The 13,545-nt window shown below is 71.9% G+C and carries 18 protein-coding genes; 9 read left to right on the forward strand and 9 right to left on the reverse strand.

Translation table 11 applies throughout. The annotated features are described in order from the left end of the window. Positions 1-54 precede the first annotated feature (54 nt). Together J2N69_RS01295 and J2N69_RS01300 are read right to left on the reverse strand one after the other, a co-directional pair. Positions 55-849, reverse strand: coding sequence for a DJ-1/PfpI family protein (locus J2N69_RS01295; RefSeq protein WP_230899027.1), 795 nt, complete (start codon positions 847-849; stop codon positions 55-57). A 158-nt stretch (positions 850-1,007) separates the two neighbouring features. Next, positions 1,008-1,187 (reverse strand): hypothetical protein, encoded by a 180-nt coding sequence (locus J2N69_RS01300; RefSeq protein ID WP_230899028.1) that lies wholly within the window; start codon positions 1,185-1,187, stop codon positions 1,008-1,010. Positions 1,188-1,553: 366 nt separating this feature from the next. Here J2N69_RS01300 and J2N69_RS01305 point away from each other — a divergent pair, with 366 nt between their 5' ends. From J2N69_RS01305 to J2N69_RS01320, 4 genes are all read left to right on the forward strand, one after another. Then, a complete protein-coding gene (locus J2N69_RS01305) occupies positions 1,554-2,441 on the forward strand; it encodes an ANTAR domain-containing protein (RefSeq protein WP_230899029.1) in 888 nt (295 codons plus the stop codon). A 108-nt stretch (positions 2,442-2,549) separates the two neighbouring features. Continuing rightward, positions 2,550-2,816, forward strand: a complete 267-nt coding sequence (locus tag J2N69_RS01310) for a hypothetical protein (RefSeq protein ID WP_230899030.1) — start codon at positions 2,550-2,552, stop codon at positions 2,814-2,816. A gap of 224 nt (positions 2,817-3,040) precedes the next feature. Beyond that, a complete protein-coding gene (locus tag J2N69_RS01315) occupies positions 3,041-3,301 on the forward strand; it encodes a hypothetical protein (RefSeq protein ID WP_230899031.1) in 261 nt (86 codons plus the stop codon). Positions 3,302-3,543: 242 nt separating this feature from the next. Beyond that, positions 3,544-4,335 (forward strand): YihY/virulence factor BrkB family protein, encoded by a 792-nt coding sequence (locus J2N69_RS01320; RefSeq protein WP_408056658.1) that lies wholly within the window; start codon positions 3,544-3,546, stop codon positions 4,333-4,335. A 41-nt stretch (positions 4,336-4,376) separates the two neighbouring features. Here J2N69_RS01320 and J2N69_RS01325 read toward each other — a convergent pair whose 3' ends face one another. Then, positions 4,377-4,784, reverse strand: a complete 408-nt coding sequence (locus J2N69_RS01325; RefSeq protein ID WP_391942213.1) for a hypothetical protein — start codon at positions 4,782-4,784, stop codon at positions 4,377-4,379. Between the two features lie 310 nt (positions 4,785-5,094). On the opposite strand from J2N69_RS01325, the gene J2N69_RS01330 reads away from it, so the two are divergent. The 4 genes from J2N69_RS01330 (at position 5,095) to J2N69_RS01345 (ending at position 8,245) form a co-directional block, all read left to right on the forward strand. After that, positions 5,095-5,652 carry a VanZ family protein gene (locus J2N69_RS01330; protein ID WP_230899032.1) on the forward strand — a complete coding sequence of 186 codons (558 nt, stop codon included), beginning with the start codon at positions 5,095-5,097 and terminating at the stop codon, positions 5,650-5,652. Between the two features lie 172 nt (positions 5,653-5,824). Then, positions 5,825-6,457 (forward strand): hypothetical protein, encoded by a 633-nt coding sequence (locus J2N69_RS01335; RefSeq protein WP_230899033.1) that lies wholly within the window; start codon positions 5,825-5,827, stop codon positions 6,455-6,457. Positions 6,458-6,541: 84 nt separating this feature from the next. Continuing rightward, positions 6,542-7,546 carry a YdcF family protein gene (locus J2N69_RS01340; RefSeq protein WP_230899034.1) on the forward strand — a complete coding sequence of 335 codons (1,005 nt, stop codon included), beginning with the start codon at positions 6,542-6,544 and terminating at the stop codon, positions 7,544-7,546. Between the two features lie 147 nt (positions 7,547-7,693). Further along, positions 7,694-8,245, forward strand: a complete 552-nt coding sequence (locus J2N69_RS01345; RefSeq protein WP_230899035.1) for a hypothetical protein — start codon at positions 7,694-7,696, stop codon at positions 8,243-8,245. A gap of 64 nt (positions 8,246-8,309) precedes the next feature. Here the strand turns inward: J2N69_RS01345 and J2N69_RS01350 are convergent, their stop codons facing one another. The 5 genes from J2N69_RS01350 to J2N69_RS01370 form a co-directional block, all read right to left on the reverse strand. Further along, a complete protein-coding gene (locus tag J2N69_RS01350) occupies positions 8,310-8,876 on the reverse strand; it encodes a type 1 glutamine amidotransferase domain-containing protein (RefSeq protein ID WP_230899036.1) in 567 nt (188 codons plus the stop codon). A 96-nt stretch (positions 8,877-8,972) separates the two neighbouring features. Further along, the gene (locus J2N69_RS01355) at positions 8,973-9,239 is read right to left on the reverse strand and encodes a GlsB/YeaQ/YmgE family stress response membrane protein (RefSeq protein ID WP_127911475.1); all 267 of its coding nucleotides are present in this window, start codon (positions 9,237-9,239) and stop codon (positions 8,973-8,975) included. Positions 9,240-9,428: 189 nt separating this feature from the next. Next, positions 9,429-9,995, reverse strand: a complete 567-nt coding sequence (locus tag J2N69_RS01360; RefSeq protein WP_127911474.1) for a TetR/AcrR family transcriptional regulator — start codon at positions 9,993-9,995, stop codon at positions 9,429-9,431. Positions 9,996-10,004: 9 nt separating this feature from the next. Then, on the reverse strand, positions 10,005-11,471 hold the full coding sequence (locus J2N69_RS01365) for an amidase (RefSeq protein ID WP_230899037.1): 1,467 nt from the start codon (positions 11,469-11,471) through the stop codon (positions 10,005-10,007). Then, positions 11,458-11,736, reverse strand: coding sequence for a hypothetical protein (locus J2N69_RS01370; RefSeq protein ID WP_230899038.1), 279 nt, complete (start codon positions 11,734-11,736; stop codon positions 11,458-11,460). The genes J2N69_RS01365 and J2N69_RS01370 overlap by 14 nt, the downstream gene beginning before the upstream one ends. A 123-nt stretch (positions 11,737-11,859) precedes the next feature. On the opposite strand from J2N69_RS01370, the gene J2N69_RS01375 reads away from it, so the two are divergent. Continuing rightward, positions 11,860-12,840: an MBL fold metallo-hydrolase gene (locus J2N69_RS01375; protein WP_230899039.1), complete on the forward strand. Its 981-nt coding sequence runs from the start codon at positions 11,860-11,862 to the stop codon at positions 12,838-12,840. A gap of 11 nt (positions 12,841-12,851) precedes the next feature. Here J2N69_RS01375 and J2N69_RS01380 read toward each other — a convergent pair whose 3' ends face one another. Next, positions 12,852-13,463 carry a hypothetical protein gene (locus tag J2N69_RS01380; RefSeq protein ID WP_230899040.1) on the reverse strand — a complete coding sequence of 204 codons (612 nt, stop codon included), beginning with the start codon at positions 13,461-13,463 and terminating at the stop codon, positions 12,852-12,854. Positions 13,464-13,545 lie beyond the last annotated feature (82 nt).

The following is a 13,545-nucleotide window of genomic DNA, read 5'->3' on the forward strand; positions in this document are numbered from 1 at the left end:
CCGGGGCCGAAGGGGTACGGGGCGCCTTCCCCGTACCCCGGCGGGACGCCCGTATCAGCGGGCGGCGTCGGCGAGCAGCTTCAGCGCGAGTGCCCGCGTGGTGGCGTCGGCCTTCTCCGGGCTCCCGGTGTCGTACGGCGGGTCGGGGTCGTACTCGACCGCGAGCTGCATGGCCTGCGCCACCTTGTCGTCGGTGAGACGGCTCACCAGGTGCAGGCCCATGTCCATCCCGGCGGAGACACCGGCCGCCGTGATGATCTTCCCGGTCTCGACGAAGCGACCCGGGGTGTAGACCGCGCCCACGTCCTTCAGGTACGGGCGGGAGGCCCAGTACGTGGTCGCGGGCAGGCCGCGCAGCAGTCCCGCCGCGCCGAGGATCAGCGAGCCGGTGCACACGGAGGTCGTCCACACCGACCGGCGGTGGATGCGGCGAATCCACGCGTGCGCGTCGGCGTCGCGCATCATCGCCTCGGTGCCCCGCTGCCCGCCGCCCGGCACCAGCAGCACATCGGCCCGGTGCACGTCCCGCATCGCGCGCTCCGCGACCAGGCTCAGCTCACCGGTGTCCGTACGCACCGGACCGGCCTCCCGGGCGACCATCGTGACGCGCGTGTCCGGTACCCGGCACAACATCTCGTGGGGCCCCACCGCGTCCAGCGCGGTGAAGCCGTCGTAGAGCAGAATCGCCACCCGCACCTGGCCCCGCCCTGAAGCGGCTCGCACCTGCCCGCTCCCTGACGCTGCCCGTGCCGGCCCGCCCATCCCGACGGCCGCGCCCGCCGCGCCCGCGGCCGTGCCGCGCAGCAGACCGCGACGGCTCGGCGCCCGCTTGCCACCATCTATGCCCATGTCCCACCAACGCCCCTCTGTTCTCCAGCGGTTGACGTCTCAGAAGTCGTGCGCCGGGGCGGCGGAGTTCCCGCCTCTGGCCGGGGCGAGGCGGTGCGGGGTGAGCGGCAGCGGACCGGGGTCGCTTCGGGCGTCGCGGGGGTACCGGCGCCGGGGGCTCAGCGGCGCCGGCGGCGCTGCGGGGTCCAGCCGGCGCCGAATCCCGCCAGATGCGTGGCCGTCAGCGTCAGGCCCAGCAGCATCAGACTGGTGGTGCCGAAGAAGAGGTTGGTGGAAGTCTCGGTGAGGTGCAGAATCCAGGCCGTTGCGAACACGACGGCTGCGCCGACAGCGAGCACGGTGACTCCTTCGGGGAGGGTGGTCCGGCACCGTGCGGCGGTGCCGGGGGGGCGGCTCACCCGGCTAGTTCCCCGGCGCGCGCCGTCCATGCTTGCGCGCCGGACAGCGCTGCACAGCGCCGTCTGAGCCGAATCGTGTTGTGCCGTGCGGCACAGTGCCGGGCCGTGTGGGACGTACGCCTTCTCGGCCGACCTTCGGGGGTGCCATGACGGTTCCGGACCCGGCGGGCTACTGTCACCCTCGGTGCCGGGGAGCGGGCCTCACCAGGGGGTCCGCGGGGCGAGGAATGGGGGTCGTCGCAGGCGACCACTGCTCGTCGAACCACGACGAGACAGCTCCTGGCACGCCCGCGGGAGAAAGAAAGCATGGCGGATCACCAACTTGTGCCCCACCCTCAGGACGAGCAGCCCTCCTCGGGGCATGAGGCGGCAGAGCGGGCGGCAGAACGGCTCGCGGCCCGGGCGCAACAGCTCCAGGAGCAGGTGTTCGAGCTGGAGGTGCAGCTTCGCGCCCGCCCCAAGATCGCGCTGGCCGAAGGGGTGCTGGTCGAGCGGTACGGCCTGCCGGACGCGGACGCGGCGTTCGCCCTGATGCGCCAGGCCTCCCAGCGGGCCAACATCAAACTCCACCAGGTGGCGGTCGCCGTCGCCCGTCTGCCGGGACCGGACCAGGGTGCCTCCCTGTGGTTCGGCGAACGGCCGCAGGAGCCGGCTCCGCCCCTGACCGGCCTCGGCGCCGGAACGCTCGACGCGCGGAACCAGGGCGAGGTGCTCGGCGCCGCCCTGCGCCGCGTCCTGGAGATCACCAGGACGCACATGGGCAACGTCCAGCTCGTCGAGGACGGCACCCTGCGCATGGAGAAGCACACCGGTCTGCCCCGGCAGTTCACCGACCACTTCGCGTTCGTCGACGGGCAGACCGCCTGCTCGCGGGCGGCCGTCGGCGGCAACCAGGTCACCGTCAGGGAAGTGGCCTCGTCGCCCGGTTTCGACGAGGTCTCACGACGCGTGATCCTCTCGGCCGGCTGCCGCGGCGTGCACAGCGTCCCCCTCGTGGACGACGCCAAAACCGTGCGCGGCGTCATCTCCTCCCACCACCCGCACCCCCTGGACGGTTTCGCCCGGCCCCAGCTCCAGGCCCTGCACCGCACCAGCCGTGCCATCGGCAGGTGGATCGACTGGCACCGGCGCACTGTGCTTCTCGACGCGCTGGAGGATCTGCATCAACTGGGCCTCGCGCGTCGCCAGGAGTAGCCGCGCGGGAGCAAGTACCGGTTTGTTGCGGAATCTTCACGCCAGAACGCCCTTGCCCGCCGGTTTGACGGGCACCCGCACCCCATCCGCAACGGAAAGGGGAGCGGCATGATCGCGGTCGCCGTCCTGCTCCTGCCGGGGCTGGCGGTTCTGCTGTGTGTGGTGGTGCGTCTGGAAGACGGACTGTACAACGCCAAAGGGCGGGATTCTTCCGTCCGTCACGCCCGGCACGCCCGTCGGCATCACCTGCGTCTGATCCCTGGCGGCAGAAGTGACGTTTCATCGGCCATGGCGCCGACACCGGCACCGCTAGCAGCAGGGGCATCCGCGTCCAAGGGCTTCGGGCCGCGGATGCGGGACAGGGACGCCGCCTGACCGCCCTGATCACCCGGAGGGCGGAGCCGGAGGCGGGGACGATACGCGGTCGGGGTCCGGACGACATTCGTCCGGACCCCGACCGCGGTCATGCCCAAGATTCCTGCCGACTTCCCAAGAGAGGCAGGGCCAGCAGCAGAACAATCAGAAGGGTAAGCCCAGGGGCACCGCAGGGACGGCCGCCGCTTTGGTGTGCGGGTGAGGTGACATGAAAGTCTACGGACATGACGATGAATGATTACGACCGCGTGCGCGCCGGCATTGAAGCCATGACGGCGTACATTTCCGGCGAACAGGTAATGGAGGAATACGTCGCGGAGAAACGCGCCGCCGACGGAAATCTCGACCAAGTCGCCGACAGCGCGACGGCGTTGTGTGCCGCACTGCTCTTCCAGATCGCCGAGATGACCGGAAAGACACAGCACGAAGTGCTGCAAGAACTGGCGCACGGACTCAACCGCAACGAGGCCGAGCAGCGGGACTGATCGGCGCCCCCGCGGGAAAGGCGGTACCTGGCGCGGAAAGCGGCCCCGACGACCGACGCGGCGCCCGCGCCGCACATGCGAGAAGGAGCAGCCCCATGGACAGTCCACCGCCGCCCACACAGGGAGCGTGCGCCGGGCTCCCCCACGGGCATGGGGCGGCCTCCGCTCCCGTGGCCGCGTCCGCCGGGGCCCGGTCGGCATGGGCGCGCAGACGGACCGCCTTGCGCCGTACCCCCATCTCGATGTGGAACGACGACATCTCGGACTGGGCCGCGGCGTTGACGTACTACGCGATCCTCGCCCTGCTCCCCGCCCTCCTCGTCACGGTCAGCCTCATCAGCCTGGTCAGTCCCGGTACGACCGAGGACCTCATCGCCGAGGTCACGGACTGGGCCCCTGCGGAGGCGGGCCGCTCCCTGCATCAGGCGCTCAGCGAGATGGCCGAGGCCCGTTCCGCGGCCCTCACGGTGGTGATCGCCGGTGGGGTCAGCGCGGTGTGGTCCGCGTCCAGCTACGCGGCGGTGTTCCGCCGGGCGCTGCACGCGATGCACGGCGTGCCGGACTGCCGGCCGGCCCTGCGCAAGGCGCACCGCGTGCTCATGACCGCGGTGACGCTCCTCGCGCTGCTCGTCGCCAGTGCGTTGCTCCTGGTGCTGAGCGGTCCGTTCGCGGAGGGGCTCGGGCGGCGCGTCGGTTTCGACGACGCGGGACAGACCGCCTGGAGCGTCCTCAAGTGGCCCGCCCTGGTCTGTCTGGTGGCGCTGCTCGTCCTGGTGCTCTTCCGCAACGCGCCGCCCGAGGCCCGCGGTTGGCGGCAGATCATGCCGGGCGGCCTGCTGGCCGCACCGCTCTGGCTGCTCTCCTCGGGCCTGTTCACCTGGTACGCCTCGGGCGTCGGCTCCTACGGCAAGCTCTACGGCTCCCTCGCGGGCGTCGTCGTCTTCCTGGTGTGGCTCTGGGTGTCCAACCTGGCGCTGCTGGCCGGAGCGCAGTTCACCGTGGAACTGGCTCGCGCGCGGGCCGCCGTGGCGTGACGCAAGCCGTCAGGCGGCGCCGTGCAGTGACGTAGGCCGCGTCAGGCGGCGCCGTCGTACGGAGTGACGCGCCGGTACGCGGCGCGCGCGTACAGCAGCCGGGCCGTCGCGGTGCCCATGAGGGCCGCCACCAGCAGGCACGCCATCCAGGCGGGGTCGCGGTGGCCCGCCCAGGAGATCTCACCGGTGGGGTGGGTGGCGAAGAAGTTGAGCAGCGCCCAGCACAGCAGCGCCGTCCCCGGTGCCGCGACGAACCGGCCCAGCATGCCGAGGACCGCTGCCAGCAGGGACAGCGCGGTCAGGGCGAGGCTGGTGCGGTCGAGGGCGCCGAGCAGGTCGAACGTGGCCACCAGCACCAAGGAGCCCCAGGAAGCCGCCGTCCAGATCAGGGGGGTGGCCATGGGTTCGGGGACCGCTCTCGCGCCCTTGGCTATGTACCGCCACTCCATCACCGTCGGTTCCTCCCCACCACCGGGCGCCGGGCAGGGCAGCGCCCCGGGCCCCTCGCAGTCAATACATCGGATGACGAGACCCCCGCACCGGTCAAGGTCACGGCCGTGGTCCGTCAGCAGATTGTCGCACCCTCCGAGAAACACCCCTCCGGGAAGGCGGTGAGGCCTCTGCCGCGCTTGGGACGCGCGGTGTGAGGAACCCGTCGCCCGCGGGCGTCGCTCACCGCGTCACCCCGCCTACATCGCCTGTATTGCACATATAGCCCACATCGCCCGCTTCGCCCCAAGACCCTTCCAGGAGGCACTGATGGCACGAACGGACCGCTACGCGAAACCGGATGAGGGGGACGTCACCGCCCACCCGCGCCGTACGACACTGTCCCCGCTCGTGCGGGCGGTGACGATGCTGGTCGCCTTCGCCACGATGGTCGCCTTCGCCGTCGTCCTCGCCCGGTTGACGTTGCAGCCGTCGGCGGCTTCCGAGGCGCTGACGCACAGCAACTTCCGGCCGGGTGACTCCATACGCGAGTACCTCGGCCAGCCCGCCTTCCGCGACACGGTCAAGCAGATCGGCGGCAACATCCTGTTGGGCGTGCCGTTCGGAATGCTGCTGCCGGTGCTGCTGCCGCGGACGCGCGGTCTGGTGCGGGTGGCGGTGGCCACAGCGGTGACCATGGTCCTGGTCGAGCTGGTCCAGGGGGCCTTCGTGACCGGCCGGACGTTCGACATCGACGACGTCATCCTCAACACGACGGGCGCGCTGCTCGGTTACCTCCTGCTGGGGCGCCGGCTCGGCCGGGCCGTGCACCCTCGCCGACGGCACTGGTGGCACCGGTTCACCCGGCGCGGCCCGGCGGGCGCCTGACAGAAGGACAGGGCGGGAGGACAGGGCGCGATGCGGCGCGACGAGGGCTTCTCAGGCCTGGAAAGGTGAATCGCCGCCGCGGATGTCACGCCATGCGTTTATGTCATCCCCTAAATGGTAACTCGCTGTAGCGAAAGCCTCGCGTGAGGAATCCTCTGCGGAAGGCAGGCACATGTCCGCAAGCATGCTGGCCGTCCTGGGCGCCGCGGTGGCGATCGTCACCGCCCTGCTGCTCGCCCGCCCGCTGAACCAGACGACCACCGACGACCTCCGGCGCCGCTTCGGTCCCGAGTTCGACCGCGCGGTGGCCCGGCACCAAGGGGATACAGAGGCAGCCGAGCGAGAGCTGAGCGAGCGGCTGCGGCGCTTCGGCGGCCTGAGGGTCAAAGGCCTGACAAGCGTGGCCCGGGAGCGGTACAGCGCCGAGTGGGCCCTGCTCCAGGCGCGGTTCGTCGAGGCCCCTGGGCAGACGGTCGCCCAGGCCAACGCCCTCCTCAACCGGCTGGCCGCCGAGCGCGGTTTCCCCGCCGAGTCGCGCGAACGCCAGGCCGAGGCCCTCTCCCTGCACTGTCCGCGGCACGCGCAGGGCGGCCGGGAGCTGCACGAGGCCGCGCTGCGCGCCGCAGCCGGCGAGATCGACACCGAATCCCTGCGCCGCGCCATGCTCGCCGGGCACGAGCTCTTCCATGAGCTGCTCGTCCCGCGCCCGCAGGACCGCAGGGCCGACGCCCTGGCCGGCCACACGCGGCCGCATCGCCCCTTCCGGGTTCCGCCGCAGCGGTCCGCGCACTCCAGCCGGTACTGATCCGGCGACAGCGCCCCTTGCCGCCGGGACCGGTGGCAAGGGGCGCCGTGCGGGCGTGACTTCACGCCCCCATACGCTGTGCGGATGTTCGTCTATATCCCCGCGGCCCTGCTCTTCCTCGTCTTCTGCTGGCGCATGCTGCGTGAGCGCCGAAGGTTCGGCAACGCGGTGATCCTCGGGCTGGCCGTGCTCTGCGGCCTGGTCGCCTGGGTGTCCCGCCTACTCCGGTCCGGTTCGACGTCCGGCCTGGTCATCGCCTTCTCGCTGCTCGCGGTGGGCGCGCTGGGGATTCTCGTTCTCACGTACCTGCTCTTCGTCAACGGCGTGCGGATGCTGCGCAAGGAGGGCAGGAGCCCGGCCAATCTGCTCTCGCTGCTGGCCGCCCTGAGCATTCTCGGCGTCATCGCCCTGGTGATCACGGCCGCCGTCGTGCGCACACCGGTGCTGCTCGGGGTGGGCGCGGCCGCTCTCGGACTGTCGGGCTACGTCTCGTTCCTCTTCCTGAGCTTCGTCTGTTACGCGTTCCTCTACGGCCGGTTGCAGGTCCGCCGCAAAGCCGACTTCGTGGTCGTCCTCGGCTCGGGCCTCGTCGGTGGTTCGACGGTGCCGCCGCTGCTGGCCAGCCGGCTCAGGCGGGCGCAGGAGGTGCACGCCCGGCTCGCCGCGCGCGGGCGTCCTCCGGTGCTCATCACCTCGGGCGGTCAGGGGCCGGACGAGGACCTGCCGGAATCGCACGCCATGGCCGACTACTTGACCGACCACGGCTTCCCGGCCGAGCTGATCGAGCGTGAGGACCGGTCGACGACGACGGAGGAGAACCTCCGGTTCAGCGCGGCCATCATGGAGAAGGCGAAGCCCGACTACCGGTGCGTCGTCGTCACGAACAACTACCACGCCTTCCGTGCCGCGCTCACCGCGCGCCGGACCGGGGTCAGGGCCCAGGTGGTGGGCGCGCCCACGGCCTCGTACTTCTGGCCCAACGCGACGATCCGTGAGTTCGCCGCCGTGCTCGTGGCCTACCGCCGGATCAACGTCTGCATCGGGCTGCTGTTCGTCCTGGGCGGGGTGCTCGTCTGGGCCGTCCGGTAGGCGGCCCGGCGCACCGCGGTCGGCGGCTACTCCGCGTGGCCGTGCCCGGCGCGCCGACGGCGCCGGTGGCGCCTTGCATGGGGAACAGCGCGGACTCCGCAGGGACGGCATGCTCCCGGCCGCGCGAAGGATCGAGGTCTGTCTCCCATGCGCGTCCGTCGTCCCACCGCCACCGCAGCCGTCTGCACCGTCGCGGCGTTCGCCTTGATGTCGCCGCGGGCGGCGGCTGACGTCGAACCCCCGGTGGAGCCGCCGGCGCAGGTCGAGGCCGAGACGGAGGACCACACCGAGGCCCGGACCGAGCCGTCGCTGTCGATCACCCCGAGCCCCGGCAGGCCCGGGCAGTCGGTGGTCGTCTCCGTCAGCGGCGGCTGCACCGCCCCGTCGGCCACCGCCCGTTCGAACGTCTTCACGCAGAACGTCCACCTGTCGACCGGCTCGGCCGGTGTCTACACGGGCACGGGCACCATCCGCGCCGACGCGCGCGCCGGCACCCACGCGGTGAGCGTCTCCTGTCCCGGCGGCGCCACCTCCACGTACTCGATCACCGTCGCCGGGGTGACGGCTCCCGAGCGGGGTGTGCGCGCGGGGGCCGGAGGTTCGTACGGCGTCGACACCGTCTGTCTGGGCGCGGGGATCGCGCTGGTCCTCGCGGCGGGCGGGTACACCGCGTACCGGCTGCGGCGTCGGCAGTACTGACGCACGCACGCCGACGGCCGGGAGGTCCGCCCTCCCGGCCGTCGGCGTTCTCCGCGTTCGCGCGTTAGGCGGCCGCGTCGAGCACGGAGTCGATCTCGCGGAGGAAGTCGTCGAGATCGTCCGGGGTGCGGGAGGTGATGAGCTCCCAGCCCTGCGCGCCGCAGCGCATGACGGACTTGTCGACCCAGGTGCCCTTGGCGTTGCGGATGTCGGTGGCGACCGAGGCGTAGGACGTCAGGGTCTTGCCGTCCAGGACACCGGCCTCGACCAGGAGCCACGGGCCGTGGCAGATCGCGGCCACCCTGCGGCCGGACTCCGCGAAGGAGCGGACCATCGCGACGGCGCTCTCCTCCAGGCGCAGGGTGTCGGCGTTGACCGTGCCGCCCGGGACGAGCAGCAGGTCGTACGAGGAAGCGTCGGCGTCGGCCAGGGTGAGGTCCGGGTCGACGGTCTTGCCGGGGTCCTTGTCGCCGACGAGGGTGCGGATCTCGTCCCTGGAGACGGCGGCCACGTCGACGTGGGCGCCCCGCTCACGCAGGTGCTGCACCGGCACCACCAGCTCGTCCTGTTCGACTCCGTAGTTGGTGACGATCGCCAGTACGCGGCGGCCGTTCAGGGTGTTCTCAGCCATGACGTTGCCCTTCCTCTCCGTCTGAGTGCTCTGCGTCTGTGTGCTCTACGTATGCGTGCTCGGCGTCTGCTGTCGCGCTCTTGCGGCGCGGCCGGCTCAGCGGGCGGACCGGCCGGTCACCATCCGGTACAGGAACAGGACGACCACCGATCCGATGACGGCCGCGATCCAGGTCGACAGGTGGAAGAAGCCGTTGATCGACTCCACGCCGAAGATCAGCTTGCCGAGCCAGCCGCCCAGGAGTCCGCCCACGATGCCGAGCAGCATGGTGACGATCAGCCCTCCCGGGTCCTTCCCCGGGGTCAGTGCCTTGGCGATCGCTCCCGCGATCAAGCCGACCAGAATCCAGGCGATGACGCCCACGGTGCTACCTTCCGTTCACTTTCGAGTCAATCGGTCGCTCCGGTACCCGCCTTCAGCATGACTACTCGGCGGGGCTCCGCCAGACGGGTCCGGCGACCGGCGTAAGGAACGGTTGCCCTGGCGGCCGGGCGTCACTCAGGACCAACGGCCCTCACGGGCGGGAAGGAAGTCCTCAGGACGTCCGCCGGGTCAGGGCAGCGGCATCAGGCGGTAGAACACGGTGGCGACGAGGTCGCGGGCGTACTGGGCGTCGAGCAGGCCGGGGCGGAAGAGGATGCGGTACATCATCGGGGCCACCACGTGGTCCATCACCGTGTCGGTGCCGGGGACGTGTTCGCCGCGCTCGGCCGCGCGGCGCAGGATCGTCTCGACCTGTTCGACGGCGTAGGCGGAGCACTGGCCCGCGTTGCCGCCGTCGGGGTCACCGGCGAGGGCGTCGCGGATGTAGGAGCGGCCCGGCGGCGAGGACATCTCCTCCAGGAAGTCCGCGGCCCAGCGCTCCAGGTCCTCGCGCAGGTTCCCGAAGTCGCCCGGAGGCGCCTCGGGGCGCAGCCGTTCCACCGCGACGTCCGCGAGGAGTTCCTGGAGGTCTCCCCATCGGCGGTAGACGGTCGACGGGGTGACGCCGGCGCGCGCGGCGATCCGGGGGACGGTGAGGTCGCCGCCCTCCGCCTGCAGTTCGCGCACGGCGGTGTGCACGGACTGCTGGACTCGGGCGCTGCGTCCTCCGGGACGGACGGCTGGTCTGGGGCTCACCGCTCCACCTTAACGCAAAGACATTGCTTGAGCTGTTGGCGCCGGGCGCGTCCCAGCGGCATGCGGTGGCGTCCCGGTGGCGTGTGGCGGCATCCCCTTCCCCCGCTCCCCCGGCTTCAGGGAGCGGGTCATCTCGTACGCGCGACCGACCCGCACCACCGTGGCCTCGCCGAAGGGTTCGCCGATGAGCTGCATGCCGATGGACAGTCCTGTGGTGTCGGCGCCGACCGGCAGGGTGAGGGCGGGCATGCCGGTGATGTTGGCCGGGGCCGACAGGCGTACGTACGCGTCGGAGACGCTCTCCTCGGAACCGTCCGGCCAGCGCATGGTCTGCTGGTCGCGGCGGGCGGCGGTGGCGGGCACCGTCGGCGCGGCGATGACGTCGACGGTCCGGAAGAGCCGCGCCCAGGCGGCGCGCATGAGCGTGCGGGACCGCCGGGCGCGCAGGTAGTCGCCCACCGGGACGAGTCCGCCCGCTTCGAGCAGCGTGCGGACGTCGTCGGCGTACAGCTCGGGGGAGGTCCGCAGGGTCCGTTCGTGGTACGCCGTGGCCTCGGGGACCATGAGCCCCCACTGGGTGGCCTGGAGGTACTTGGTCATGGGGATGTCGACGCCGACCAGTTCGGCGCCGAGTTCGCCGAGGGTGCCGATGGCGGCGCGGACGGCCTGCTCCACTTCGGGGTGGACCCGGTCGAAGTAGTGGTTCCGGGGTACGCCGACGCGCAGGCCGGTCAGGCTTTTGTCGGATGGGCGAGGGGCGGGGCCGGGCGCGGCGCCGGTGTCGGCCGCGCCGCCGAGGAGCGCTGCCAGCACGAGCCCGGCGTCCTCGACGGTGCGGGTGATCGGACCCACGTGGTCGAGGGACCACGACAGGGGTGTGACGCCGCGTGCGGGGACGAGTCCGTGGGTGGGCTTGAGGCCCACCACGCCGTTCAGTGCCGCGGGGACGCGGATGGAGCCGCCGGTGTCCGTCCCCAGGGCGAAGGTCGCCTCGCCCGCCGCGACCGCCACCGCCGAGCCGCCGCTGGAGCCACCGGCCACCCGGTCGTGGGACCAGGCGTTGCGGGTCTGGGGCGTGGTGAGTCCGTAGGCGAACTCGTGGGTGTGGGTCTTGCCGAGCAGGACCGCTCCGGCTGCGCGCAACCGGCTCGCGACCGTGCTGTCGCGGTCGGCCGCGGGGGCCGCGGCACGGACCCGGGAACTGGCCGTGGTCGGCAGACCCGCGACATCGATGAGGTCCTTGAGGCCCATGGGGACACCGTGCAGGGGGCCGCGGCGCCGCCCCGCCGCGATGTCCTCCTCGGCCCGGGCGGCCGCCTGGCGCGCGGCGTCGGCGAGGACCGTGACGTAGGCACCGAGGTCCCCTTCGACGGCGTCGATGCGGTCCAGCACCGAGGCCGCCAGCTCCACGGGCGAGAGTTCCCGCGCCGCGATCGCCCGCGCCGCTTGGGCGAGCGTCAGCTCATACGGCCGCATCGCCCCGCCCCTCCTCCGCGCCCCGCACCGGGTACGCCGACGCCGGCGCCTGCATGGCCTCAGCGGGATCGATATCGGGATCGAGGTCGGCATCGAGGTCGGCATCGAGGTCGAGATCGCGCAGTACGGCGATGACGCTCCGGATGTGGTTGGCGGTGGCCGTCACGAGGTCGAGCCGTCCGGGGTCGAGCGGAAGCCCCGCCCCTCGCGCCCACTGGGCCACCTCGTGCGGGAGCAGACGCGGATCTTCTGGGGTCGTCGCCATGGCCAAGGGAGTTCCTTCCCTGTAAAAGCTCAACATTTGCGTTAGTGGACCGTACGGCATACCGTCGCCTAAACGCAAAGAGATTGCTTTTACTTCTCCTCGTCCTGGAGGGACCGACCCGAGATGGCCCAGAACACCGCCTCCCCGCAGCCCGCCGACTGCCCCGCACCCCCGAGCTGGGCCGTGGGCGATCTGCTCGTGCACCGCATCGACGAAGTCGCGCTCCCCCCGCAGACCGGCCCCTGGCTGCTGCCCGCCGCCACTCCCGGCGTCGTGGGCGGCACCCCGTGGCTCCGGCCGGACTTCGCCACGGCCGACGGCGTCCTGCGTCTGGCCAGCCACACGTTCGCCGTCGAGGCGAACGGACTGCGCGTACTCATCGACACGGGCATCGGCAACGGCAAGACCCGGGCCAACCCCGCCTGGCACGGCCTGGACACCGACTACCTCCACCGGCTCACGGCGGCGGGCTTCGCGCCGGAAAGCGTCGACCTGGTCGTCCTGACCCACCTCCACACCGACCACGTCGGCTGGAACACCCGCTACGAGGACGGGAGTTGGGTGCCCACCTTCCCCCACGCACGCTACGTGACGTCCCGCGCCGAATGGGACCACTGGGCCGGCAGCGACCTGGAGGAGCCGCGCCGGCAGATGTTCCGCGACTCGGTCCACCCGGTCCGGGACGCCGGACTGCTCGACCTCGTCGACATGACCGGCCCCGAGGCTGAAGTGGCCGACGGCATCCGTCTGTTGTCCACCCCCGGGCACACACCGGGGCACGTCGCCGTGCGGCTCCAGGGAGGCGACCGGGACGCCGTCGTCACCGGGGACTGCGTGCACCACCCGGTGCAGATGCGTCACCCCGGCATCACCAGTTGCGTGGACACCGACCCCGGCCAGGCCGTCCGCAGCCGCCGGGAACTCCTCGCGGGGCTCGCCGGCACCGGGACGCTGCTGCTGGGCGGCCACTTCCCGCCGCCGACCGCGGGCCACGTCGTCGGGGAGGGCGACGGATACCGCCTACGGAGCGCCGCCCCTCGCCGGAACGGCGCGGCCTCGGCTCCGGACACGCGGGTCAGGAGCCGAGGCAGCGGGGCGGTGTGATGGGCCGAGGGTCAGTAGAGCTTGTTGACGGCCGTGGCGGTGGTGGTCTTGAAGTCGCTGACCTGCGCGTCCGCGAAGGTGCCCATCTGCCCCCACGTCACGAGCGTCACCGTGGTGCCGTCGCGTCCGACCGCGAACATGTTGATGTCGTTGGCCCCCCAAGAGGCGACCGTGTGGACGCCGTAGACGTGTGCGCCCTCCTCGGCGTTCACCTTGCCGTAGTACTTCTGCGAGGCGGTGATCTCGGGGTTCTGCTTCATCACCGTCTCCGCGCACCCGTCGAGCTTCTTGCGCAGCAGGGCCGCGAACTCCTTGGCCCGCTGCTCGCTGCGCTCGACCACGGTCACCTGGAGCGCCCCGGTGTCGAGGTCGGTGCGGTACGTGCGGTGCACCGAGGTCGACGGCAGGCCCTCACCGACGCACATCGGCAGCGGGTCGGGCTGCCCCGACGTCACCGGCCCGGCGTGCCAGGGCGACGACGCGTGCGGCGGCAGCTCGGAAGGCGCCAGGAAGCGGGGCGTGTCGGCCGCGGAGGCCGGCACCGTCCCGGCGGCGACCCCTGCGACGGCCACCACTGCCGCCGCGGCGAACAGGCCCTTGTTCTTGCGTACGTTCGTCCTCATCGTTCTCCCCCACATGGTTCGCTCGGTCTGCTTCGGGCAGGTCCGTCCGCCCTTCGACCTCATGCCCCATACGACCCGCGAC

It is taken from the genome of Streptomyces huasconensis (assembly GCF_021028635.1).
Lineage (GTDB): Bacteria > Actinomycetota > Actinomycetes > Streptomycetales > Streptomycetaceae > Streptomyces > Streptomyces huasconensis.

Excerpts from the sequence above, each read along its gene's own strand:
- J2N69_RS01295 (WP_230899027.1), bottom strand. The coding sequence starts at position 849 with ATGGGCATAGATGGTGGCAAGCGGGCGCCGAGCCGTCGCGGTCTGCTG.
- J2N69_RS01305 (WP_230899029.1), top strand. The coding sequence starts at position 1,554 with ATGGCGGATCACCAACTTGTGCCCCACCCTCAGGACGAGCAGCCCTCC.
- J2N69_RS01310 (WP_230899030.1), top strand. The coding sequence starts at position 2,550 with ATGATCGCGGTCGCCGTCCTGCTCCTGCCGGGGCTGGCGGTTCTGCTG.
- J2N69_RS01315 (WP_230899031.1), top strand. The coding sequence starts at position 3,041 with ATGACGATGAATGATTACGACCGCGTGCGCGCCGGCATTGAAGCCATG.
- J2N69_RS01320 (WP_408056658.1), top strand. The coding sequence starts at position 3,544 with ATGTGGAACGACGACATCTCGGACTGGGCCGCGGCGTTGACGTACTAC.
- J2N69_RS01325 (WP_391942213.1), bottom strand. The coding sequence starts at position 4,784 with ATGGAGTGGCGGTACATAGCCAAGGGCGCGAGAGCGGTCCCCGAACCC.
- J2N69_RS01330 (WP_230899032.1), top strand. The coding sequence starts at position 5,095 with ATGGCACGAACGGACCGCTACGCGAAACCGGATGAGGGGGACGTCACC.
- J2N69_RS01335 (WP_230899033.1), top strand. The coding sequence starts at position 5,825 with ATGTCCGCAAGCATGCTGGCCGTCCTGGGCGCCGCGGTGGCGATCGTC.
- J2N69_RS01340 (WP_230899034.1), top strand. The coding sequence starts at position 6,542 with ATGTTCGTCTATATCCCCGCGGCCCTGCTCTTCCTCGTCTTCTGCTGG.
- J2N69_RS01345 (WP_230899035.1), top strand. The coding sequence starts at position 7,694 with ATGCGCGTCCGTCGTCCCACCGCCACCGCAGCCGTCTGCACCGTCGCG.
- J2N69_RS01350 (WP_230899036.1), bottom strand. The coding sequence starts at position 8,876 with ATGGCTGAGAACACCCTGAACGGCCGCCGCGTACTGGCGATCGTCACC.
- J2N69_RS01365 (WP_230899037.1), bottom strand. The coding sequence starts at position 11,471 with ATGCGGCCGTATGAGCTGACGCTCGCCCAAGCGGCGCGGGCGATCGCG.
- J2N69_RS01370 (WP_230899038.1), bottom strand. The coding sequence starts at position 11,736 with ATGGCGACGACCCCAGAAGATCCGCGTCTGCTCCCGCACGAGGTGGCC.
- J2N69_RS01375 (WP_230899039.1), top strand. The coding sequence starts at position 11,860 with ATGGCCCAGAACACCGCCTCCCCGCAGCCCGCCGACTGCCCCGCACCC.
- J2N69_RS01380 (WP_230899040.1), bottom strand. The coding sequence starts at position 13,463 with ATGAGGACGAACGTACGCAAGAACAAGGGCCTGTTCGCCGCGGCGGCA.